Annotated in this window: 20 protein-coding genes; 7 read left to right on the top strand and 13 right to left on the bottom strand. The window is 61.1% G+C overall.

The annotated features are described in order from the left end of the window. Positions 1 to 114 precede the first annotated feature (114 nt). The 3 genes from cueR to K7431_RS27765 form a co-directional block, all read right to left on the bottom strand. Positions 115 to 516: a Cu(I)-responsive transcriptional regulator gene (cueR, locus tag K7431_RS27775; RefSeq protein WP_012722036.1), complete on the bottom strand. Its 402-nt coding sequence runs from the start codon at positions 514 to 516 to the stop codon at positions 115 to 117. After that, entirely contained in the window at positions 513 to 2,714 is a 2,202-nt protein-coding gene (locus K7431_RS27770) for a heavy metal translocating P-type ATPase (RefSeq protein WP_012722037.1), read from the bottom strand. The genes cueR and K7431_RS27770 overlap by 4 nt, the downstream gene beginning before the upstream one ends. Positions 2,715 to 2,780: 66 nt before the next feature. Further along, the gene (locus K7431_RS27765) at positions 2,781 to 3,161 is read right to left on the bottom strand and encodes a hypothetical protein (protein WP_012722038.1); all 381 of its coding nucleotides are present in this window, start codon (positions 3,159 to 3,161) and stop codon (positions 2,781 to 2,783) included. A gap of 147 nt (positions 3,162 to 3,308) precedes the next feature. Here K7431_RS27765 and K7431_RS27760 point away from each other — a divergent pair, with 147 nt between their 5' ends. Further along, on the top strand, positions 3,309 to 3,506 hold the full coding sequence (locus K7431_RS27760; RefSeq protein ID WP_012722039.1) for a heavy-metal-associated domain-containing protein: 198 nt from the start codon (positions 3,309 to 3,311) through the stop codon (positions 3,504 to 3,506). Positions 3,507 to 3,591: 85 nt separating this feature from the next. Further along, positions 3,592 to 4,785, top strand: coding sequence for a multidrug effflux MFS transporter (locus K7431_RS27755; RefSeq protein ID WP_012722040.1), 1,194 nt, complete (start codon positions 3,592 to 3,594; stop codon positions 4,783 to 4,785). Between the two features lie 8 nt (positions 4,786 to 4,793). Here the strand turns inward: K7431_RS27755 and K7431_RS27750 are convergent, their stop codons facing one another. The 3 genes from K7431_RS27750 to K7431_RS27740 all read right to left on the bottom strand — a co-directional run bounded on the left by K7431_RS27750 (position 4,794) and on the right by K7431_RS27740 (position 6,454). Further along, positions 4,794 to 4,976 carry a hypothetical protein gene (locus K7431_RS27750; protein ID WP_010213424.1) on the bottom strand — a complete coding sequence of 61 codons (183 nt, stop codon included), beginning with the start codon at positions 4,974 to 4,976 and terminating at the stop codon, positions 4,794 to 4,796. Positions 4,977 to 5,122: 146 nt separating this feature from the next. After that, complete coding sequence (locus K7431_RS27745; RefSeq protein ID WP_012722041.1) at positions 5,123 to 6,136, bottom strand: zinc-binding alcohol dehydrogenase family protein; 1,014 nt, start codon at positions 6,134 to 6,136, stop codon at positions 5,123 to 5,125. 24 nt (positions 6,137 to 6,160) lie between these two features. Continuing rightward, positions 6,161 to 6,454: a putative quinol monooxygenase gene (locus tag K7431_RS27740; protein ID WP_012722042.1), complete on the bottom strand. Its 294-nt coding sequence runs from the start codon at positions 6,452 to 6,454 to the stop codon at positions 6,161 to 6,163. 117 nt (positions 6,455 to 6,571) lie between these two features. Here K7431_RS27740 and K7431_RS27735 point away from each other — a divergent pair, with 117 nt between their 5' ends. Beyond that, positions 6,572 to 7,498, top strand: a complete 927-nt coding sequence (locus K7431_RS27735; protein WP_012722043.1) for a LysR family transcriptional regulator — start codon at positions 6,572 to 6,574, stop codon at positions 7,496 to 7,498. Between the two features lie 136 nt (positions 7,499 to 7,634). Next, entirely contained in the window at positions 7,635 to 8,324 is a 690-nt protein-coding gene (locus K7431_RS27730; RefSeq protein WP_012722044.1) for an ArsR/SmtB family transcription factor, read from the top strand. A 102-nt stretch (positions 8,325 to 8,426) separates the two neighbouring features. Here K7431_RS27730 and K7431_RS27725 read toward each other — a convergent pair whose 3' ends face one another. Beyond that, complete coding sequence (locus K7431_RS27725) at positions 8,427 to 9,380, bottom strand: adenosine deaminase (protein WP_012722045.1); 954 nt, start codon at positions 9,378 to 9,380, stop codon at positions 8,427 to 8,429. Between the two features lie 194 nt (positions 9,381 to 9,574). Between K7431_RS27725 and K7431_RS27720 the strand changes: the two genes are divergently transcribed. Continuing rightward, the gene (locus tag K7431_RS27720; protein ID WP_012722046.1) at positions 9,575 to 10,666 is read left to right on the top strand and encodes a calcium:proton antiporter; all 1,092 of its coding nucleotides are present in this window, start codon (positions 9,575 to 9,577) and stop codon (positions 10,664 to 10,666) included. Between the two features lie 137 nt (positions 10,667 to 10,803). Here the strand turns inward: K7431_RS27720 and K7431_RS27715 are convergent, their stop codons facing one another. From K7431_RS27715 to K7431_RS27690, 6 genes are all read right to left on the bottom strand, one after another. Then, on the bottom strand, positions 10,804 to 12,162 hold the full coding sequence (locus tag K7431_RS27715; protein ID WP_012722047.1) for an 8-oxoguanine deaminase: 1,359 nt from the start codon (positions 12,160 to 12,162) through the stop codon (positions 10,804 to 10,806). Positions 12,163 to 12,355: 193 nt separating this feature from the next. Then, positions 12,356 to 13,042: an SDR family oxidoreductase gene (locus K7431_RS27710; protein ID WP_012722048.1), complete on the bottom strand. Its 687-nt coding sequence runs from the start codon at positions 13,040 to 13,042 to the stop codon at positions 12,356 to 12,358. A gap of 49 nt (positions 13,043 to 13,091) precedes the next feature. After that, positions 13,092 to 13,673 (bottom strand): IMPACT family protein, encoded by a 582-nt coding sequence (locus tag K7431_RS27705; protein ID WP_012722049.1) that lies wholly within the window; start codon positions 13,671 to 13,673, stop codon positions 13,092 to 13,094. Positions 13,674 to 13,685: 12 nt separating this feature from the next. Beyond that, a complete protein-coding gene (locus tag K7431_RS27700; RefSeq protein ID WP_012722050.1) occupies positions 13,686 to 14,345 on the bottom strand; it encodes a TetR/AcrR family transcriptional regulator in 660 nt (219 codons plus the stop codon). Positions 14,346 to 14,432: 87 nt separating this feature from the next. Continuing rightward, positions 14,433 to 15,827, bottom strand: coding sequence for a uracil-xanthine permease family protein (locus tag K7431_RS27695; protein ID WP_012722051.1), 1,395 nt, complete (start codon positions 15,825 to 15,827; stop codon positions 14,433 to 14,435). A gap of 88 nt (positions 15,828 to 15,915) precedes the next feature. Then, positions 15,916 to 16,836 carry a LysR family transcriptional regulator gene (locus K7431_RS27690; RefSeq protein WP_012722052.1) on the bottom strand — a complete coding sequence of 307 codons (921 nt, stop codon included), beginning with the start codon at positions 16,834 to 16,836 and terminating at the stop codon, positions 15,916 to 15,918. Positions 16,837 to 16,962: 126 nt separating this feature from the next. Between K7431_RS27690 and K7431_RS27685 the strand changes: the two genes are divergently transcribed. Both K7431_RS27685 and K7431_RS27680 read left to right on the top strand, forming a co-directional pair. Then, entirely contained in the window at positions 16,963 to 18,312 is a 1,350-nt protein-coding gene (locus tag K7431_RS27685; protein ID WP_012722053.1) for an aspartate aminotransferase family protein, read from the top strand. Between the two features lie 39 nt (positions 18,313 to 18,351). Beyond that, positions 18,352 to 19,845 (top strand): CoA-acylating methylmalonate-semialdehyde dehydrogenase, encoded by a 1,494-nt coding sequence (locus tag K7431_RS27680; protein WP_012722054.1) that lies wholly within the window; start codon positions 18,352 to 18,354, stop codon positions 19,843 to 19,845. Positions 19,846 to 20,200 lie beyond the last annotated feature (355 nt).

Below are 20,200 nucleotides of genomic sequence, written 5' to 3'. Positions count from 1 at the left end.
AGGGGGCTTGCCCCCGATTGCAGTGGGTCAGCTACAGATAAGCTGGCTGATCCACCGCTATCGGGGGCAAGCCCCCTCCCACATTTGGTTTTGTGTGTGTCCAGTTAGATCCGCTCAGGCGCAGCAGCTTCCGGACGCCAACTCCTTGAGTATCGGACAATCCGGCCGATCATCGCCCTGACAGTGCTCCACCAGGTCTTGCAAGGTATCGCGCAATTGCCCCAGTTCCAGGATCTTCTGGTTCAGCGCCTCAATATGCTGGCGCGCCAACGCCTTCACATCGGCACTCGCCCGTTGCCGGTCCTGCCACAGGGTCAGCAGCTTGCCGACCTCTTCCAATGAAAAACCCAAATCCCGCGACCGCTTGATAAACGCCAGGGTGTGCAAGTCGTCGCTGCCGTACACGCGATAGCCACTGTCGGTGCGGTGGGCAGCCTTGAGCAGGCCGATGGACTCGTAGTAGCGAATCATCTTGGCGCTGAGCCCGCTCTGGCGTGCGGCTTGGCCGATGTTCATGGGCGTTGATCCTCCAAGTTCTTAGGCTTCCACGTCTTCAACAGTAATGCATTGCTCACCACGCTGACGCTGGACAAGGCCATCGCTGCACCCGCGAGTACCGGGTTGAGCAGGCCGAACGCCGCCAGGGGAATGCCGATCAGGTTATACACAAAGGCCCAGAACAGGTTCTGGCGGATTTTGGCGTAGGTCTTGCGGCTGATCTCCAGCGCAGCAGGCACCAGGCGCGGGTCGCCGCGCATCAGGGTGATACCGGCCGCGTGCATGGCCACGTCGGTACCGCCGCCCATGGCGATGCCGATATCGGCAGCGGCCAGGGCCGGGGCGTCGTTGATGCCGTCGCCGACCATGGCCACCACGCCGGTTTTTTTCAACGCGACGACGGTGGCGGCTTTGTCGGCGGGCAGCACTTCGGCGTGCACATCGTCGATGCCCAGCGCCTCGGCGACCACACGGGCGCTGCCGCGATTATCGCCGGTGAGCAAATGGCTGCTGATGTGCTGGGCCTTGAGTTGCTCCACCGCCTCCAGTGCACCGGGCTTGAGTGTGTCGCCAAACGCGAACAGCCCCAGCACACGTGGTTGCGCACCTTGCTCGATCAGCCAGGACAACGTGCGGCCCTCGGCTTCCCAGGACTTGGCGGAGTCGGCGAGGTCGCCTGCGCTCAAGCCGCTTTCTTCCAGCAGGCGACGGTTACCCAAGGCCAACGGCCGGCCATCGAGCGTGCCGGCGATGCCGCGTCCGGTCAGGGATTGGCTGGCCGTCACATCGGCCACGGTCAGGCCTTTTTCGTTGCAGGCATCCAGTACGGCCTTGGCCAACGGGTGTTCGCTGCCGCGTTGCAGCGCGCCGGCTTGTTGCAGCAGTAAGGCTTCGTTGCCATCCACCGCGGCCAGGTGGGCAATCCTAGGCGTGCCGGAAGTGAGAGTGCCGGTCTTGTCGAAGACCACGGCGCTCACTGCATGGGCTCGTTCCAGGGCTTCGGCGTCCTTGATCAGGATGCCGTGGCGCGCGGCAACGCCGGTGCCGGCCATGATCGCGGTCGGTGTGGCCAGGCCCAGGGCGCAGGGGCAGGCGATCACCAGTACGGCGACGGCATTGATGATCGCCGTTTCCAGGGGCGCGCCATACAGCCACCAGCCCACCAGCGTGACCAACGCCAGCACCAGCACGGTCGGGACGAAGACCTGGCTGACTCTATCCACCAGCTTCTGGATCGGTGCCTTGGCGGACTGGGCGTCCTCGACCAGGCGGATGATCCGCGCCAGCACACTTTCGGCACCGAGGGCCAGGGTGCGTACCAGCAGGCGGCCTTCGCCGTTGATGGCGCCGCCGGTGACGTTATCGCCAGGTTGTTTGGGTACGGGCAGGCTTTCGCCGCTGATCAAGGCTTCGTCCGCGTGGCTTTGACCCTCCACCACTTCACCGTCCACCGGGAAGCGTTCGCCGGGTTTTACCAGTACCAGATCATTGAGCTTGAGGGCGTTGATGGCGACGTCTTCTTCACGACCGTCGAGTACTCGAATCGCCCGCTCAGGACGCAGGGCTTCCAAGGCGCGGATGGCGCTCGCGGTCTGGCGCTTGGCGCGGCTCTCCAGGTATTTGCCCAGCAGCACCAGGGCGATCACCACCGCCGAGGCTTCGAAGTACAGGTGCGGCGCCATGCCGGGGTGAGCGGTGAGCCATTCATAAATACTCAGGCCATAACCGGCGCTGGTGCCGATGGCCACCAGCAGGTCCATGTTGCCGGCACCGGCACGCACGGCTTTCCAGGCGGCGATATAGAAGCGCGCGCCGAAGATGAATTGCACCGGTGTGGCCAGGGCGAATTGTGCCCAGGCGGGCAGCATCCAGTGCAGGCCGAAGGGCTCGACCAGCATCGGCAGCACCAACGGCAATGCCAGCAGGATCGCCAGCAGCAGCGCCCAGCGCTCGTGGTGCAGGCGCTGGGCTTGGTTGGCGTCGGTGGTCGATTCGCTTTGGGGCAGGCTGGCGGTGTAGCCGGCCTTGTCGACGGCGGCGATGAGCACGCCGGGGTCCATCTGGCCCAGCACTTCAACGTGGGCGCGCTCATTGGCCAGGTTGACGCTGACGCTTTGCACCCCCGGCACCTTGCCCAGCGCGCGTTCGACCCGGCCGGCACAGCTGGCGCAGGTCATGCCGCTGATGGGCAGGTCAAAGGTGGTTGATCCATTCATGGGGCAGTCCTCCAGAAGACGTTGCCCGTAGGATCAACCTTGACCTGTGGGGAAGGTCAAGTGCCTTTAGTATTCCAGTGCGGCGGGTTTGAGATACATGCCGTCCGGGCCCTGGGCGATGCGCAATTTGCGCACGTCACCGGCCTTGAGTGTGATGTTCTGCGCGGGCGGTGCCAGCAGTCCCGGCAGGCAGCCTGGGGTTTGGCCCGGCAGCAGTTTCAGGCGCAGCGATACATCGCCCGCGGGCAGGTTGAACGAGGTGGATTGTTCTTGAAACAGGCGCCCGGCTAGTTGGTCCTGGATGTACAGACCGATTTCGCAGTTGGTCGGCACTTCCAGGCGTTCCCGGGAAATGATCAGCACCGCATAGTCTTCTGCGGCGATGGCTTGGGGCGCAGCGGCGGACAGGCTCATCAGGCCGAGAAGGGCAAAAAACGACCAGCGCATGGCGAATGCTCCGTGGTGTGAATCAAAGATGGGTGAAGCTTGGCCGACGATGCCGCCGAATACCAGCCCGGCAGCTATTCCAGGAACTTGACCTTACCATCGTGGCAAGGTCGAGACTGGGTTCAACCTCATCAAAGGAGTCATGTCATGCAAGTATTCAGCGTTGAAGGAATGACCTGCGGCCATTGCGTTCGTGCGGTGACCCAGGCGGTGCAGAGCCAGGACCCGGCGGCCAGCGTGAAGGTCGACCTGGCGGCAAAGGAAGTGGGCGTCGACAGCCGCTTGTCTGCTGAGCAAGTGATCGCGGCGATCACCGAAGAGGGTTACAGCGCCAAGCTAGCCTGATGCGGAAAAATAGTTAGCGAGCTATCGTGTTCAATGCACCCAAGCGCGGCTAGACTATCGGGCTGCCGTCTCACTTGGGTGCCCGATGAACCTTCGCATAATCCTGATTCTGGGGGCCTTGAGCGCCTTCGCGCCGTTGGCGATCGATTTTTACCTGCCGGGCTTCCCGGCCATGGCCACGGCCTTCGCGACCGATGAAAAACACATCCAGCTGACCCTGGCGGTGTATTTCGCTGGCCTGGCCATCGGCCAATTGATCTATGGCCCGCTGGCGGACCGCTTTGGTCGACGCGGCCCGCTGCTCAGTGGCGTCACCTTGTTTACCTTGGCGTCCTTTGCGTGCGCCTTTGCACCTTCGCTGGAGTGGCTGATCGCAGCACGTTTTGTGCAGGCCCTGGGGGGCTGCGCGGGCATGGTGATTTCCCGTGCGGTGGTCAGCGACAAATGTGATCCCGTGGGCTCGGCCAAGGTTTATTCACAGTTGATGCTGGTGACGGGCCTGGCGCCGATTCTCGCGCCGTTGGCGGGTGGGCTGATGGTCGGTGTGTGGGGCTGGCAGTCGATTTTCCTGGCGTTGTCCCTATTCAGCGTGATGGCGGCCATCGCCGTGGCGGTTGGTTTGCCGGAAACCTTTCCCGCCCACCAGCCGCGTCAGCCGCTGTCCGGGTCGCTGCGACGCTATGGGGCGCTGTTGTCCGATCGGGTTTACCTCGGCTATGCCTTGACCGGTGGTATTTCGATTGCCGGGATGTTTGCCTACATCGCCGGTTCACCGTTCGTGTTTATCAAGCTGTACGGCGTACCCGCCGAGCACTACGGCTGGCTGTTTGGTTCCAACGCGGCGGGCTTCATATTGGTGGCGCAGGTCAACGCGCGGCTGCTGGCCAAGCGCGGCCCGGCTTTTTTGCTGTCGCGCACGGTATGGGTGTACCTGCTGGCGGCGTTGACGTTGCTCGGCATCGCGGCCTTGCGCACCGATGCGCTGTGGCCATTGCTGGTGCCGTTGTTTATCTGTATCGCCAGCCTCGGCTGCATTTTGCCCAATACCTCGGCGTGCGCCATGAGCGGGCAGGGTGCAAGGGCCGGTAGCGCTTCGGCGTTGCTCGGCTGCATCCAGTTTGGCGTGGCGGCGGGGGCTGCGTCGTTGGTGGGCGTGTTGCACGACGGCACGGCGATGCCAATGGCGATGGTCATCAGTTTGTGCGGGGTATTGGCCGTGACGATTGCGATGTCGACCCAGCGCCTGCAACGCAAACGGGCCTTGCAGGCGCAGATCTGAACAGTGGGTCAGCCAGCGGCGGAGCGTTGCTGGCTGTTTGGAAAACGGTGGGGCGCCTGGATACGGGCTTGCAGGGTGTCGGCAAAGGCACGCGCCTCGGCCTCGGTGCGGAAGGTGAACGCGTCCTGGTCGAGACGGACCTGCCATTTATTGCCTGCGGATTTTGCTAACGCTTTTATCAGGATCTTCATTGCTGACTTCCTCACGTAAAAGAATCGTGGCAAAGGCGGCCAATATAAACCCGAATACGCTCACAAATATGACAAAGATCAACTCTCGGACTAGTGGTGTCGTCCATTACTCACATGAATAATGGACGACCCTGACAGCCGTTTTTTCAGAACCCTTCCAGCACGATCTTGCCTTTGGCCTTGCCGCTTTCCAGCAGCGCATGGGCGCGTCGCAGATTCTCTGCATTGATCACACCGAAGTGCTCGCCCACCGTGGTTTTCAGGGTGCCGGCGTCGATCAGGTCGGCCACGCGATTGAGCAGGTTGTGCTGTTCGATCATGTCCGGTGTCTCGAACATCGAACGCGTGTACATGAACTCCCAGTGCAGCGACAGGCTCTTGCGCTTGAGCTTGCTGACGTCCAGTGCCTTGGGATCGTCGATCAGTGCCAGCTTGCCCTGGGGGTGCAGGGCTTCCACCAGTTGGTCCAGGTGATGATCCGTCTGGGTGAGGCTGGCGACGTGGGTCACTTGCGGGTGTCCGGCGGTTTTCAGCGCTTCGCTCAGCGGTTGGCTGTGGTCGATCACCAGGTCCGCACCGAGTGACTTGGCCCATTCCTGGGTTTCCGGGCGCGACGCCGTGCCGATCACGGTCAAGGCGGTGAGCTGGCTGGCCAATTGCGTCAGGATCGACCCCACGCCACCGGCAGCGCCGACGATCAGCAGGCTCTGGCCTTCATCCTTTTTGCCTTCACGCACTTGCAGGCGTTCGAACAACAATTCCCAGGCGGTAATGGCGGTCAGCGGCAGCGCAGCGGCGTCGCTGAAACCAAGGCTTTTCGGCATGTGGCCGACGATGCGCTCATCCACGGCGTGCAGTTCGCTGTTGCCGCCCGGGCGCACCAGGGAACCGGCGTAGAACACCTTGTCACCGGCCTTGAACAACGTCACTTCGCTGCCGACGGCCCTGACCACGCCGGCCACGTCCCAGCCCAGCACTTTGGCGGTGCCGTTTTCCGGGGCGACGTTCTGGCGCACCTTGGTGTCCACCGGGTTGACCGAGATGGCTTTGACTTCCACCAGCAGGTCGCGCGGGCCGGCGACGGGTGCCGGCAACTCGATGTCTTGCAGGGCGTTTGGATCGTTGATCGGCAGTGAGGCGTAGTAGGCAATAGCTTTCATGATGGCTCCGGAAAAGGGCGGTGATCAGGCGAGGAATTTCAGGCGCTTGAGTTCGAAGTGTTCGAGCACATCAGCCGCCTTGGCGCGAAAGCTCAGGATGTGCGCGCTCTGGTCATGGTCGGCCAGCGCGGCGTCATCGCTCCAGCGTTCGAGCATGTAGAAGGTTTCGGGGTGTTGCAGGTCCTGGTGCAGGTCGTACTGCTCGCAACCGGCTTCCAGGCGCGTGGGTTCCAGCAGGCCACGCAGCAAGGTTTCCAAGGTGGCCTGTTGGCCGGGCTTGGCGATCAGCGTGGCGATGACGTTAAAGGCTGTGGACATATTCAACTCCAGACACGTGATAAGCGGGATGCACAGATAATTGGCTATTTCCCGCCGCGATAAAAGCGGCTAAAACAGCAGTCTGTTTCAATAAAATTTTGATAATGGGCGGGATGCATGCTGCGTTTTGATGATTTGCAGTTGTTCGTGCGGGCGGCGGACTTGGGCAGCCTTTCCGCTGCGGCACGGGTAATGGACCTGTCGCCTGCGGTGGCCAGTGCGGCGCTCAAGCGTATCGAGCAGCAACTGGGCGCGCGTTTGCTGGCACGCTCCACGCGCAGCCTGCGCCTGACCGCCGAAGGCGAGGGTTTCCTGGAATACGCCCGCGCGGCGTTGAGCTCGCTGGATGAAGGACGACGCTTGTTGGCCAGCGGCCAGGACCATGTCAGCGGGGTGCTGCAACTCTCGGCCCCTTCGGATTTCGGGCGTAACCAACTGCTGCCGTGGCTGGACGAGTTCCAGCGTGAGTACCCGCAGCTCACCGTGCGCCTGCTGTTGGGCGATCGTATTGCCGATCTGTTCCGTCAACCGGTGGATATCGCCCTGCGTTACGGTGAGCCCGAGGATTCCAGCCTTGTCGCGCTGCCTGTCGCACCGAATAACGTTCGCGTGCTGTGTGCCTCCCCCAGTTACCTCGCTCGGCAGGGTGAACCTCGGCATCTGGAGCAATTGGCCCAACACAATTGCCTGCTGTATATGCTCGGCAGCCGGGTCCACGATCACTGGAGCTTTCACGATGGCAAACGTGAAGTCAGCCTGACGGTCAGCGGAGACCGTTTCAGTGACGATGCCGACGTCGTCCGCCGTTGGGCGGTGGCGGGTGTGGGCATTGCCTACAAGTCCTGGCTCGATGTCAGCACCGACGTGCTGGCTGGGCGATTGCGCGTGATCCTGCCTGAACTGCGTGGCGAGCGCACGCCGCTCAACCTGCTGTGCGCTCACCGTGCGCAACTGAGCAAGCCCATCAACCTGTTGCGGGAAATGCTCGTGTCCCGTTGTGCGACGTTGACCGCCCAGTTGTCGGAGCGATGGCACGCGAGGTAACGGCTTCCATCACAGTAGGAAATTTCACTCAGATCCCGTCCCTATCCACGCTGTCAGACGCGGTGGAACTGCGGGTGGGCGCCCCTATACTTTGGCGCCAACCTCATCAGAACAATAAATCGACAGGGAGTGAAAGATGGAAGCAGCGCCTTGTATCAGTCAGATCGCCAGCTTGCTCGCCGAGCCCAAACGCACCGCCATGCTGTGGGCCTTGATGGATGGCTCGGCCAAGTCGCCGGTAGAGTTGGCGACGCTCACCGGGTTGTCGGCGACCTCCGCCAATGCGCATCTGGCGCGACTGACCGCGGGTGGTTTGTTGCGGGTGGAGGCCCGGCGTGGCAAGCGCTTGTTTCGCGTGGCCGCGCCTGATGTCAGCGCCGCCATCAATGCAATGGCCAGGACCACCATGGCCTGCGCCGTACGCAGTGCGCCGGACACGTTACCGCAACCGCTGGCGGCCCCGCCGTCGTTGCGCCATGCCCGGCTGTGCCATGGGCACCTAGGCGGCGAGCTGGGAGCGCAGCTGTATCAACATATGCTGGAGGCGGGGTGGATCGAGCGCTACGAGCAACGTACCGATGTCACGGTAAAGGGCGCGCAGCATTTGGCAGGCCTGGGTATTTTCACCCAGGCGCTGGCGTCGCCGCTGGTGTGTAACTGTTTCGATTGGAGCCAGCAGCAGCCGCACTTGGGCGGTGCGTTGGGGGCGGGGTTGTTGCAACTGTTTTTACAGTCGAATTGGATCAGCGTGATCAACGAGTCACAGGCGTTGCAGGTCAATGATCTCGAGCAGTTGGAAATCACCCGATTGGCCATGCCTGCGTGATCCTGCGCGGTGGCGGCAGAGGGCAATGCTTAGCCGTTGTGGGAGCGGCGGTGCGACGTGCTCGCTCCCACAGTTAGCCTGCATTCACTCAGTGAGTGAGGCTTATGGCTTGACCAGACGCGCATCCAGGCTGTTCTGCGCCAGGCGTTTGGCTTGGTCCTGGGTCATGCCCAGCGAGGTGTACAACGCGTGGAAGTTCTCGGTGACATAACCGCCGAAGTAGGCCGGGTCATCCGAGTTCACCGTGACCTTCACGCCGCGCTCGAGCATGTCGAGGATGTTGTGTTGGGCCATGTCGTCGAACACGCACAGTTTGGTATTGGACAGTGGGCACACGGTCAGCGGAATCTGTTCGTCGATGATGCGCTGCATCAGGCGCTCGTCTTCGATGGCGCGTACGCCATGGTCGATGCGCTGGATTTTCAGCAGGTCGATGGCTTCCCAGATGTATTCGGGCGGGCCCTCTTCGCCGGCGTGGGCCACGGTGAGGAAGCCTTCGTGGCGGGCACGGTCGAACACACGCTGGAACTTGCTCGGCGGGTGACCCATTTCCGAACTGTCCAGGCCCACGGCCACGAACGCATCACGGAACGGCAAGGCCTGGTCGAGGGTTTTCTCGGCTTCGGCTTCGCTCAGGTGGCGCAGGAAGCTGAGGATCAAACCGCTGGTGATACCCAACTGCTGCTCGCCATCTTTCAGCGCAGCGGCGATGCCGTTCAGCACCACTTCGAACGGAATACCACGGTCGGTGTGGGTTTGCGGGTCGAAGAACGGTTCGGTGTGGATCACGTTCTGCTCTTTGCAACGCAGCAGGTAGGCCCAGGTGAGGTCGTAGAAGTCCTGGGAGGTGCGCAGCACATCGGCGCCCTTGTAGTACAGGTCGAGAAACTCTTGCAGGTTGTTGAAGGCGTAGGCCTTGCGCAGGGTTTCGACGTCGTTCCACGGCAGCGCGATCTTGTTGCGCTCGGCCAGGGCGAACAGCAGCTCCGGCTCCAGCGAGCCTTCCAGGTGCAGGTGCAGTTCAGCCTTGGGCAGGGCGTTGAGCCAATCGTACATTTTCTAAATTCTCATCAGGTGCAATGGCGGCATTCTACAGGCCATGGCCGAAATAATCGGCAAAACCTGACCAGCAGGAGAGTTTTGCTTTTATTTACGCAAGGGCCGTGTGAACTAAGGTGTAACGAAACGTTAGCGGCTTGGCGCAGTCTGTACCCCATCAATGACTGATTTGCCGTACTAAAAGGCCCGTAATGCTCACATCCCTCAAGCAAGAAAAATTCATGCTGCTGGCGCTGATTGCCGCCATCGCCGCCTACCCTTTGGAGCACTGGATGCTCCATAGCGGGCAAATGGTGGCGCTGCTGGCCGGCGTGGCGCTGATCGGCTTTATCGTCGTGGCATCGATGCGCGTGGCTCATCACGCCGAGCAACTGGCGGAAAAGGTCGGCGACCCCTACGGCACCATGATCCTCACGCTCGCTGCGGTGCTGGTGGAAGTGGTGATCCTGGCGATCATGATGAGTAATGAACCGTCGCCCACCCTGGTGCGCGACACCATCTACTCGGCGGTGATGCTCGACATCAACGGGATTCTCGGCCTGGCCGCGCTGATGGGCGGCATCAAGCATGGCGAACAATCCTACAATGACGATTCGGCGCGCACCTACAGCGTGATGATCCTCACCGCCATGGGCGTGTCGATGGTGGTGCCGGAATTTATCCCCGAAGCCGACTGGAAAATTTACTCGGCCTTCACCATTGGCGCGATGGTGGTGCTTTACACCCTGTTCCTGCGCATGCAGGTGGGGCCGCACAGTTATTTTTTCAGCTACAGCTATCCGGAAAAACGCCGTAAGAAGCAGCCGCAAGAGCAGGACGCACCGTCGGTCAACCTGGCGTTCTCCATAGGCACCCTGGTGTTCGGGGTGATCGTGATTGGCGCGCTGGCCGAAGTGATGTCCAAGACGCTCGACCTGGGCCTGGAAGGTACGGGGGCGCCGCCGGTGATCACGGCAATCGTGGTCGCGGCTATTTCGGCGGCGCCGGAGATTTTGACCGCGTTGCGCGCTGCGTTGGCGAACCGCATGCAGTCGGTGGTGAATATCGCGTTGGGTGCATCGTTGTCGACGGTGATCTTGACGGTGCCGGTGATGGAGGCCATGGCGCTCTACACCGGCCAGCCGTTCCAGATGGCGATGACGCCGGTACAAACGGTGATGGTGTTTATCACGCTGATTGTCAGCGCGATCAACCTCAACGATGGCGAAACCAATGCCATTGAGGGGATGACGCATTTTGTGTTGTTTGCGACCTTTATCATGTTGTCGCTGCTGGGGTTGTAACCGGTTCTTCAAACCACCACAAAAACGAAGGTGGGAGGGGGCTTGCTCCCGATGACGGAGTGTCAGCCAGTACATGTATCGGCTGAACTACCGCTATCGGGGGCAAGCCCCCTCCCACATTTTGACCTGTGTTTGGCTTAGGTTCCGGCGATCAGTTGTTTCGCTGCCTGGCTGTGATCGGCGATCAGGCCTTTCAGATCCAGTCCTTCGACTTGGCCATCGATTACGCGCCACGTGCCGCCGATCATTACCCGATCTGCCCGATCAGCGCCGCACAACAGCAGTGCCGAGATCGGATCGTGGCTGCCGGAGAAGCGCAGCTCATCGAGCTTGAACAGCGCCAGGTCGGCCTGTTTGCCGACAGCCAACTCACCGATATCCGTACGCCCGAGTAACTGCGCCGAGCCTTTGGTCGCCCAGCCAAGTACACCTTCCGGGGTGATTTTTTCCGCGCCATAACGTAGACGCTGGATATACAAGGCCTGGCGGGTTTCGAGGATCATGTTCGACGCGTCGTTGGAGGCGGAACCGTCCACGCCCAGGCCGATGGGCGCGCCCGCAGCGAGCAGGTCCAGGGTCGGGCAGATGCCGGACGCCAGGCGCATGTTCGAGCTTGGGCAGTGGCAGATACCGGTGCCGGCGGCGCCCAGGCGCGCAATTTCATCCGGGTTGAAGTGAATGCCATGGGCCAGCCAGGTCCGCGGGCCGAGCCAGCCGACGCTGTCGAGGTAGTCCACGGTGCGCAGCCCGAAACGTTGGAGGCAGAAGTCTTCCTCGTCGAGGGTTTCCGCCAGGTGAGTGTGCAGGCGCACATCCAGGGTGTTTGCCAGTTCGGCGCTGGCTTGCATGATTTCCGGGGTGACGGAAAACGGTGAGCAGGGTGCCAGGGCAATCTGGATGTGCGCGCCATCGCCGCGTTGGTGGTATTCGCGGATCAGGCGCTGGCTGTCTTCGAGGATGACTTGACCTTGTTGTACGGTCTGTTGCGGCGGTAGGCCACCGTCGGCTTCGCCCAGGCTCATGGAACCGCGGGTGAGCATGGCGCGCATGCCCAATTCGCGCACGCTGTCGACTTGCACGTCGATGGCGTTTTCCAGGCCGTCGGGGAACAGGTAGTGGTGGTCAGCCGCCGTGGTGCAGCCCGAGAGCAGCAATTCTGCGAGTGCCACCTTGGACGCCAGGGCAAGTTTTTCCGGGGTCAGCCGTGCCCATACCGGGTACAGGGTTTTCAACCAGGGAAACAAGGGTTGATTGACCACCGGCGCCCAGGCGCGGGTCAGGGTTTGGTAGAAGTGATGGTGAGTGTTGATCAGCCCTGGCAGGACCACATGCTCACGCGCATCGAACACTTGGGTGCAGGGTTGTGCGGGTGCTTTGCCTTGGGCCAGCACTTCGCTGATCACACCGTCTTGCAGCACCAGGCCGCCACGGGCGTCGAGGCCGTTGGCAGTGAAAATGGCGAGGGGGTTTTTTAACCAGATACGGGTCGCAGGCATTGGCCGGCTCCTCTGAATGATGGGTTCAGGTTTGCCAGCTCAGTGTTGCCCTGTCTGCTGATCCAGGGTCGCCGGGGAGGGCGAGGTGGGTAGATTACGTGTAGTTCGAGATCGGGTCTACCTGTAGGAATACAGCGCGTTCAGTGTGGGAGGGAGCAAGCCCCCCTCCCTTCCACCTGTTCATCCTCGGTGGTTACCAGGCGATGGTGTCGCCTTTGTAATCGATGAAGTGATGACCGCCTTTGCCAGTGTAGGCGTTCACTTGGTCAACCAGGCCACGCACGCTGGTGTCCACGTCGATGTGCGCGTTTTCGCCGCCCATATCGGTCTTCACCCAGCCCGGGTGCAACGACAGTACGGTCAACTTGTGATCACCCAGCTGGGTGATAAAGCTGTTGGTCATGGAGTTGAGCGCGGCCTTGCTGGCTTTGTACAGCGCCAGGTCGGAGCCGTCGGGGATGGTCACGCTGCCCAATACCGAACTCATGAAAGCCAGTACGCCGCTGTCCTTGCGGATCTGCCCGACAAAGCGCTGGGCCAGGTTGATCGGCGCCACGGCGTTGGTAAAAAACAATTGGCCGACTTCGGCCAGGGTGGCGTGCCCCGGCTCCTGATTGGCAGGGCCTTTGACGCCGGCGTTGACGAACAGCAGGTCGAAGGTGCGTTCCTTGAGGCGTTGGGCCAGGGCGATCACGGCTTGCTGGTCGTCCATGTCGAGTTTTTCGATCTGGACCGGGCCAACGGCTTTCAGGGCATCGGCCTTGCTCGGATCACGCACGGTGGCGGTCACGTCCCAACCGTCCTGAAGCAGTTGCTTGACCAGGCCAAGGCCCAGCCCGCGCGAGGCGCCGATGATCAATGCGGTTTTTGGCGTAGACATGAAAAGCTTCCTTTGGAGTCGCGGTTCAGGGAGTGCAACGTTAGCAGTTTCAGCGGTGTAGCAGGATACGCCCACGGCTGAGGTCGGCGAGTTGAGTTTGCAGGGTGTCGATATGGGCTTCGCCCAAGGCGAGCTGCAACTCGACGCCGTTGGCGGTGAAGGTTTCTTCAATCACCAGCCCGCCCAGTTCAGCAACGCGCAATTTCACCAGGTTCAGCTCGGCGAACCCACAGGCGCAACTCAGCGGGACGCGGCTGATCAGTTCGATGCGTTCGGCATTTTGCAGGCATTTATTCGCGCCGCCGCCATACGCACGGGCGAGACCGCCGGTTCCCAGCTGGATGCCGCCGTACCAGCGAATCACCAGCACCGCAACCTGATCAAAACCCTGTGCCTCGATGGCCGCCAGGATCGGCCGTCCGGCGGTGCCGCCGGGTTCGCCGTCGTCATTGCTGCGGTATTGGTCGGCAAGTTTCCAGGCCCAGCAATTGTGCGTGGCGTTCAGGTCGCTGTACTGCTCGAAAAACGCCTGGGCGTCTTGCGGGCTGGTGATCGGGGCGGCGAGGGTGATAAAGCGGCTTTTGCGTATTTCTTCGCGAAACTCGCAAAGGCCGGTGAGCGTGAAAGGCATAAGTCGCTTCGTTTAATAGGCGGGCTTGATGCCACAGCCCTTGAGAATGATGTGGATCAGGTTGGTGCCGGCGTCTTCCATGTCCTGCTTGGTCAGCTTGGTGCGACCGGTGACGCGGCAGATCTGGGTGGCGAAGTCGGCGTAGTGCTGGGTGCTGCCCCACAGCAGGAAAATCAGGTGCACGGGGTCTATCGGGTCCATCTTGCCGGCGTCGATCCAGGCTTGGAACACGGCCGCGCGGCCGCTGAACCAGGCGCGGTAATCCTGGCTGAAATATTCGGTGAGGCATTCACCGCCGCTGATGATCTCCATGGCGAAGATCCGTGAAGCCTGGGGTTGGCGCCGTGAGAATTCCATCTTGGTGCGGATGTAGCGGGTGAGGGCCACGGCCGGATCATCCTCGGCGGTCAGCGCGTTGAAGGTGCTGTCCCACAGTTCGAGGATATTGCTGAGCACTGCGATATACAGGCCCAGCTTGTTGGTGAAGTAGTAGTGCAGATTGGCCTTCGGCAGCCCGGCACTGGCCGCGATGGTGTTCATGCTGGTGCCTTTGTAGCCATGGCGCGCGAACTCGTCTTCAGCAGCCTGGAGAATCGCTTGTTCGTTCTTTTGCCGAATGCGGCTGGCGGGTTTACCGGCTTGGTTGCTGTGGGCAGGAACTTCGAGGCTCATGGAGGTTTCCGTGCTGATCGATAGAGACGACGTGTGCACAGATAACCCACCCTCAAGCCTCAGACAAGTCCTGATGCAATAAAACCGTCAAAGCGGTTCCAGTGTGTCGCTTTCCGTTGTGTGGTTTGCGTCAGCACGGGCGGCTTTGGCTTCCGGCAATAACAGGCACAACACGATGGCTGTGAGCCCGCCGCTGGTGATGGCCGAATCGAACAGGTTCTGCACCAGCATGGGCATCAAGTGCAGCAGGTTCGGTTGGGCGGCGATGCCCAGGCCGACACCAAACGACGTGGCGATGATCAGCATGCTGCGCCGGTCCAGCGGTGCCTGGGCGAGGATGCGCACGCCGGCGGCGGCCACACTGCCGAACATCACCAGGGTTGCGCCGCCCAGTACCGGTTTGGGGATTTGCTGCAGCACTGCGCCGATCAACGGAAACAGGCCCAGGCCAAACAACACCACGCCGATATATAAGCCGACGTAACGGCTGGCCACGCCGGTGAGTTGGATCACGCCGTTGTTTTGCGCGAAGGTGGTGTTGGGGAAGGCGCTGAAGGTGGCGGCGATCATGCAGCTCACGCCATCGCCGAGTACGCCGCCCTTGAGCCGGCTTATATAGGAAGGGCCGCTGATGGGCTGGCGGGCGATCATGCAGTTGGCGGTGAGGTCGCCGACGGTTTCGATGCTGCTGATCAGATAAATCAGCGCGATCGGCAGGAAAGCGCTCCAGTCGAAGTTGAAACCGAAGCGAAACGGAATCGGCAGGCTCACCAGCGGCAGGTCGGGCAGGGCTTGGGGCACGAGTTTGCCGCTGAACCAGGCGGCCAGGCTGCCTAGGGCCAGGCCGATGATGATGGCCGAGAGGCGTACCCACGGCGTGTTGGAGCGGTTGAGCAGTATGATCGTCAACACCACGAACAGACCCAGCGCCAGGTTGGTGGGTGCGCCGAAGTCGGGGGCGTTGAAACCGCCGCCAAGGTCAGTGATGCCGACCTTGATCAAGCTGATGCCGATCAGGGTGATGACAATCCCGGTCACCAGCGGCGTGATGACCCGACGCAGTTGACCGATGAATTGGCTCAGCACGATCTGCACCGCGGCGCCGAAAAAGCACACGCCAAAGATCATCGCCATGATGTCTTCCGGGCTGCCGCCGCGTTGCTTCACCAGGAAGCCCGCCGACAGCACTGCGCCGAGGAAGGCGAAGCTGGTGCCTTGCAGGCAGATCATCCCGGCGCCGATACCAAATGGCCTACGCGCCTGGATGAAGGTGCCCACACCGGAAACCATCAACGCCATGCTGATCAGGTACGGTAAATGCGCGGTGAGTCCCAAGGTAGAACCGATAATCAGCGGTGGGGTGATGATGCCAACAAAGGCGGCGAGCACGTGTTGCAGTGCAGCGAGGAAGGCCGGGGCAGGTTTCGGCCGGTCGTTGAGGCCGTAGATAAGGTCGCTGGGGCTGGAGGTTTCTGGTGGCATGGCGGGCAAACTCGAGTCGGACGGTTCTAGGTCCTTGTGCGCTTGCAAAAAGCTGTCCAGTTGCTCAGCTTTTCACAAAAGACCTGGGTTAGCGCGTTGCGGCCAGGCTTTCGAGGAAGCTTTCCAGCACCAAATGGGGGCGACGGCCCTTGCGCGTGACCGATGCGAGGCTCAAATCGTAAAAACGTGTAGCCGGTTTCAGCGCACGCAGTCGGCCTTGTTGTACCCACAGGCTGGCGTAGTGATCGGGCAAGTAGCCGATGTAGCGACCGGTGAGGATCAGGAAGGCCATGCCTTCGCGGTCGGAGGCGCTGGCGGTGCAGTTGAGGACTTGGTAATGGGCCTGGATCTCGGCGGGCAGGCGGAAGGTCGGGGCGATGGCGTCCTGGGCATCGATGCGTGCATCGTCCAGCTGCTTGTCTTCGGCATAGAACAACGGATGGCCCACCGCGCAGTAGAGCAGTGAACGCTCGCTGTACAGCGGCTGGTATTCCAACCCCGACAGGGCGCTGGCCTGGGGCACCACGCCGACATGCAGGCGGCCGTCGAGTACGCCTTGTTCAACTTCGTTGGGGGCGATCATACGGATCTGGATCTGCACGTCCGGGCCGCGCTCCTTCAATTGCGCGAGCGCGTGGGTGATGCGCATATGGGGCAGAGTGACGAGGTTGTCGGTGAGGCCGATGATCAGTTCCCCGCGCAGATGCTGGTGCAGGCCGTTGACCTCGGTGCGAAAGCTTTCCAAGGCACTTAATAGTTGCAGGGCCGATTGGTAGACCTCGCGACCCTCTTCGGTCAGGGAAAACCCGGCGCGGCCGCGTTGGCACAGTCTTAATCCGAGCCGTTGCTCAAGATCGCTCATTTGCTGGCTGATCGCCGAACGCCCGATGCCCAGCACGGTTTCCGCCGCCGAAAAGCCCCCGCACTCCACCACGCTGCGAAAGATGCGCAGCAGGCGGATATCAAAGTCGCTGACTTGCGCCAGGGGATCGGGTCGACGGCTGCTCATAGTTTAGTAAAGGCCTGACTGAAGGTTAGAAGAGTTGGATTTCACCGACTTTATCGCCGTGGCAATTTAGCTGCAACAACGCTTTTTCAATCCCGACGCTGCCTTTTGCCTTGCGAGGTTTTGCTGATGAACATGCCCGAAAACGCCCCATCGTCCCTGGCCAGCCAATTGAAGCTGGACGCTCACTGGATGCCGTACACGGCCAACCGTAACTTTCAGCGAGACCCGCGCCTGATCGTGGCGGCTGAAGGTAGTTGGTTGATTGATGACAAGGGGCGCAAGGTGTATGACTCGTTGTCGGGCCTGTGGACCTGCGGCGCCGGGCACACGCGTAAGGAGATCCAGGAAGCGGTCGCCAAGCAACTGGGGACTTTGGACTACTCGCCGGGCTTCCAGTACGGTCATCCGTTGTCCTTCCAATTGGCGGAAAAGATCACCGACCTGACCCCTGGCAACCTGAATCATGTGTTCTTCACCGATTCCGGCTCCGAGTGCGCCGATACCGCGGTGAAAATGGTGCGTGCGTACTGGCGCCTCAAAGGCCAGGCCACCAAGACCAAGATGATCGGTCGCGCCCGTGGTTATCACGGTGTGAACATCGCCGGTACCAGCCTGGGTGGCGTCAACGGTAACCGTAAGTTATTTGGCCAGGGCTTGATGGACGTTGACCATCTGCCGCACACGTTGCTGGCAAGCAATGCCTTCTCCCGCGGCATGCCGGAGCAGGGCGGTATCGCGTTGGCCGATGAGCTGCTCAAGCTGATTGAATTGCACGATGCGTCGAACATCGCTGCGGTGTTTGTCGAGCCGATGGCGGGTTCCGCTGGCGTGCTGGTGCCGCCTCAGGGTTACCTCAAGCGCCTGCGTGAGATCTGCGATCAACACAACATCCTGCTGGTGTTCGATGAAGTGATCACCGGTTTCGGCCGTACTGGCTCGATGTTCGGTGCCGACAGCTTCGGCGTGACCCCGGACCTGATGTGCATCGCCAAGCAAGTCACCAACGGCGCCATCCCGATGGGCGCGGTGATCGCCAGCAGCGAGATCTATCAGACGTTCATGAACCAGGCGACGCCGGAGTACGCAGTTGAGTTTCCGCACGGCTACACCTATTCGGCGCACCCGGTAGCCTGCGCCGCCGGCCTGGCTGCATTGGAGCTGTTGCAGAAGGAAAACCTGGTGCAGAGCGTCGCCGAAGTCGCCCCGCACTTTGAGAATGCGCTGCATGGCCTGAAGGGCAGCAAGAACGTCATCGACATCCGCAACTACGGGCTTGCGGGCGCTATCCAGATTGCCCCGCGTGACGGTGATGCGATCGTGCGCCCCTTTGAGGCCGGCATGGCCTTGTGGAAAGCCGGTTTCTACGTGCGTTTTGGTGGCGACACCCTGCAGTTCGGGCCAACCTTCAACAGCAAGCCGCAGGACCTGGATCGCCTGTTCGATGCGGTCGGCGAAGTGCTGAACAAGATCGACTGATTTCTCCTTCTATATAGAACAACTTTTCAGGAGCCCTGCATGAGCCTTATCCAGCATTTGATCAACGGCGAGTTGGTCAACGACAGCGGTCGCAGTGCCGACGTGTATAACCCGTCCACCGGGCAGGTGATCCACCAGGTGCCGTTGGCCAGCCGTGAAACCATTCAACAGGCGATCGACTCGGCCAAGGCGGCGTTCCCGGCTTGGCGTAATACCCCGCCCGCCAAACGTGCTCAGGTGATGTTCCGTTTCAAGCAATTGCTGGAGCAGAACGAAGCGCGTATCTCGCAGTTGATCAGCGAAGAGCATGGTAAGACGCTGGAAGACGCCGCCGGTGAGCTGAAGCGTGGGATCGAAAACGTTGAGTACGCGTGCTCGGCGCCGGAGATTCTGAAGGGCGAGTACAGCCGTAACGTAGGGCCGAACATTGATGCGTGGTCGGATTTCCAGCCGCTGGGGGTAGTGGCTGGTATCACGCCGTTCAACTTCCCGGCGATGGTGCCGTTGTGGATGTACCCGCTGGCCATTGTCTGCGGTAACTGTTTCATCCTGAAACCCTCGGAGCGTGATCCGAGTTCGACGCTCTTGATCGCACAGCTGCTGCAGGAGGCGGGTCTGCCTAAAGGCGTGCTGAGCGTGGTACACGGTGACAAGGGCGCTGTGGATGCGCTGATCGAAGCGCCGGAAGTGAAAGCGCTGAGCTTCGTGGGCTCGACGCCGATTGCCGAGTACATCTATTCCGAAGCGACCAAACGCGGTAAGCGCGTACAGGCACTGGGTGGCGCGAAGAACCACGCGGTACTGATGCCGGATGCGGACCTGGATAACGCCGTCAGTGCTTTGATGGGCGCGGCGTACGGTTCCTGCGGCGAGCGTTGCATGGCGATCTCGGTGGCCGTGTGCGTGGGTGACCAGGTGGCGGACGCGTTAATCGCCAAGCTGGTGCCGCAGGTCAAGGCGTTGAAGATCGGTGCGGGCACCTCTTGTGGCCTGGATATGGGGCCGCTGGTGACCGGTCAGGCGCGTGACAAAGTCAGTGGCTATATAGAAGACGGTGTTTCTTCGGGCGCCAAGTTGGTGGTGGATGGCCGTGGGCTGAGTGTTGCGGGCCATGAAGAGGGGTTCTTCCTGGGGGGCAGTCTGTTTGATCATGTGACGCCTGAAATGCGTATCTACAAAGAAGAGATCTTTGGGCCGGTGCTGTGCGTGGTGCGGGTGGCTAGCCTGGAAGCGGCGATGCAACTGATCAACGACCATGAATACGGTAACGGTACGTGTATCTTCACCCGTGATGGTGAAGCGGCGCGTCTATTCTGCGATGAGATTGAAGTGGGCATGGTGGGCGTTAACGTTCCACTACCGGTGCCGGTGGCGTATCACAGCTTTGGTGGCTGGAAGCGTTCGCTGTTCGGCGACCTGCATGCCTATGGGCCGGATGGGGTGCGTTTCTATACCCGTCGCAAGGCGATTACCCAGCGTTGGCCGCAACGGGCCAGCCATGAAGCGTCGCAGTTTGCCTTCCCTAGCCTATAAGGTGAGCTAGAAAGCCGGCCCCTTGGGGGCCGGCTTTTGCGTTTTTGAGCGCTTTTTGACCGATATGACAGAAATGTGAAAAAAGGTGTTGACGGCAGATTCTGGAAGTCTATAATTCGCCCCACTTCCGGCGCAGTCGAAACGGAAAACTCCTTGGTAAACAAAGAGTTACGCAGGATTCGACAGCGAGTTGCTTCAGTTCATCGAAGCCCAGAAGGAGTTGGTAGGGCAGTGTTGTTTGGCTCTATTAACGTTTCGATCCTCTCGGTCGAAAGCGGAGAAAAAGAGGTGTTGACAGCAGCGTGTAACGCTGTAGAATTCGCCTCCCGCTAACGAGAGATCGGAAGCGCAAGTG

This window comes from Pseudomonas fluorescens group sp. (assembly GCF_020093335.1).
In the GTDB taxonomy this organism is placed as follows: domain Bacteria; phylum Pseudomonadota; class Gammaproteobacteria; order Pseudomonadales; family Pseudomonadaceae; genus Aquipseudomonas; species Aquipseudomonas petroselini.
Note: the sequence above shows the minus strand (reverse complement) of the source record. Positions and strands in the feature narration are given on the sequence as shown.

Bases quoted from the DNA above. Each gene is read 5' to 3' on its own strand.
- cueR (WP_012722036.1), bottom strand. From the start codon at position 516: ATGAACATCGGCCAAGCCGCACGCCAGAGCGGGCTCAGCGCCAAGATG.
- K7431_RS27740 (WP_012722042.1), bottom strand. From the start codon at position 6,454: ATGTCCACAGCCTTTAACGTCATCGCCACGCTGATCGCCAAGCCCGGC.
- K7431_RS27685 (WP_012722053.1), top strand. From the start codon at position 16,963: ATGAACATGCCCGAAAACGCCCCATCGTCCCTGGCCAGCCAATTGAAG.
- K7431_RS27715 (WP_012722047.1), bottom strand. From the start codon at position 12,162: ATGCCTGCGACCCGTATCTGGTTAAAAAACCCCCTCGCCATTTTCACT.
- K7431_RS27745 (WP_012722041.1), bottom strand. From the start codon at position 6,136: ATGAAAGCTATTGCCTACTACGCCTCACTGCCGATCAACGATCCAAAC.
- K7431_RS27725 (WP_012722045.1), bottom strand. From the start codon at position 9,380: ATGTACGATTGGCTCAACGCCCTGCCCAAGGCTGAACTGCACCTGCAC.
- K7431_RS27710 (WP_012722048.1), bottom strand. From the start codon at position 13,042: ATGTCTACGCCAAAAACCGCATTGATCATCGGCGCCTCGCGCGGGCTG.
- K7431_RS27720 (WP_012722046.1), top strand. From the start codon at position 9,575: ATGCTCACATCCCTCAAGCAAGAAAAATTCATGCTGCTGGCGCTGATT.
- K7431_RS27765 (WP_012722038.1), bottom strand. From the start codon at position 3,161: ATGCGCTGGTCGTTTTTTGCCCTTCTCGGCCTGATGAGCCTGTCCGCC.
- K7431_RS27680 (WP_012722054.1), top strand. From the start codon at position 18,352: ATGAGCCTTATCCAGCATTTGATCAACGGCGAGTTGGTCAACGACAGC.
- K7431_RS27695 (WP_012722051.1), bottom strand. From the start codon at position 15,827: ATGCCACCAGAAACCTCCAGCCCCAGCGACCTTATCTACGGCCTCAAC.
- K7431_RS27705 (WP_012722049.1), bottom strand. From the start codon at position 13,673: ATGCCTTTCACGCTCACCGGCCTTTGCGAGTTTCGCGAAGAAATACGC.
- K7431_RS27730 (WP_012722044.1), top strand. From the start codon at position 7,635: ATGGAAGCAGCGCCTTGTATCAGTCAGATCGCCAGCTTGCTCGCCGAG.
- K7431_RS27700 (WP_012722050.1), bottom strand. From the start codon at position 14,345: ATGAGCCTCGAAGTTCCTGCCCACAGCAACCAAGCCGGTAAACCCGCC.
- K7431_RS27750 (WP_010213424.1), bottom strand. From the start codon at position 4,976: ATGAAGATCCTGATAAAAGCGTTAGCAAAATCCGCAGGCAATAAATGG.
- K7431_RS27760 (WP_012722039.1), top strand. From the start codon at position 3,309: ATGCAAGTATTCAGCGTTGAAGGAATGACCTGCGGCCATTGCGTTCGT.
- K7431_RS27735 (WP_012722043.1), top strand. From the start codon at position 6,572: ATGCTGCGTTTTGATGATTTGCAGTTGTTCGTGCGGGCGGCGGACTTG.
- K7431_RS27770 (WP_012722037.1), bottom strand. From the start codon at position 2,714: ATGAATGGATCAACCACCTTTGACCTGCCCATCAGCGGCATGACCTGC.
- K7431_RS27755 (WP_012722040.1), top strand. From the start codon at position 3,592: ATGAACCTTCGCATAATCCTGATTCTGGGGGCCTTGAGCGCCTTCGCG.
- K7431_RS27690 (WP_012722052.1), bottom strand. From the start codon at position 16,836: ATGAGCAGCCGTCGACCCGATCCCCTGGCGCAAGTCAGCGACTTTGAT.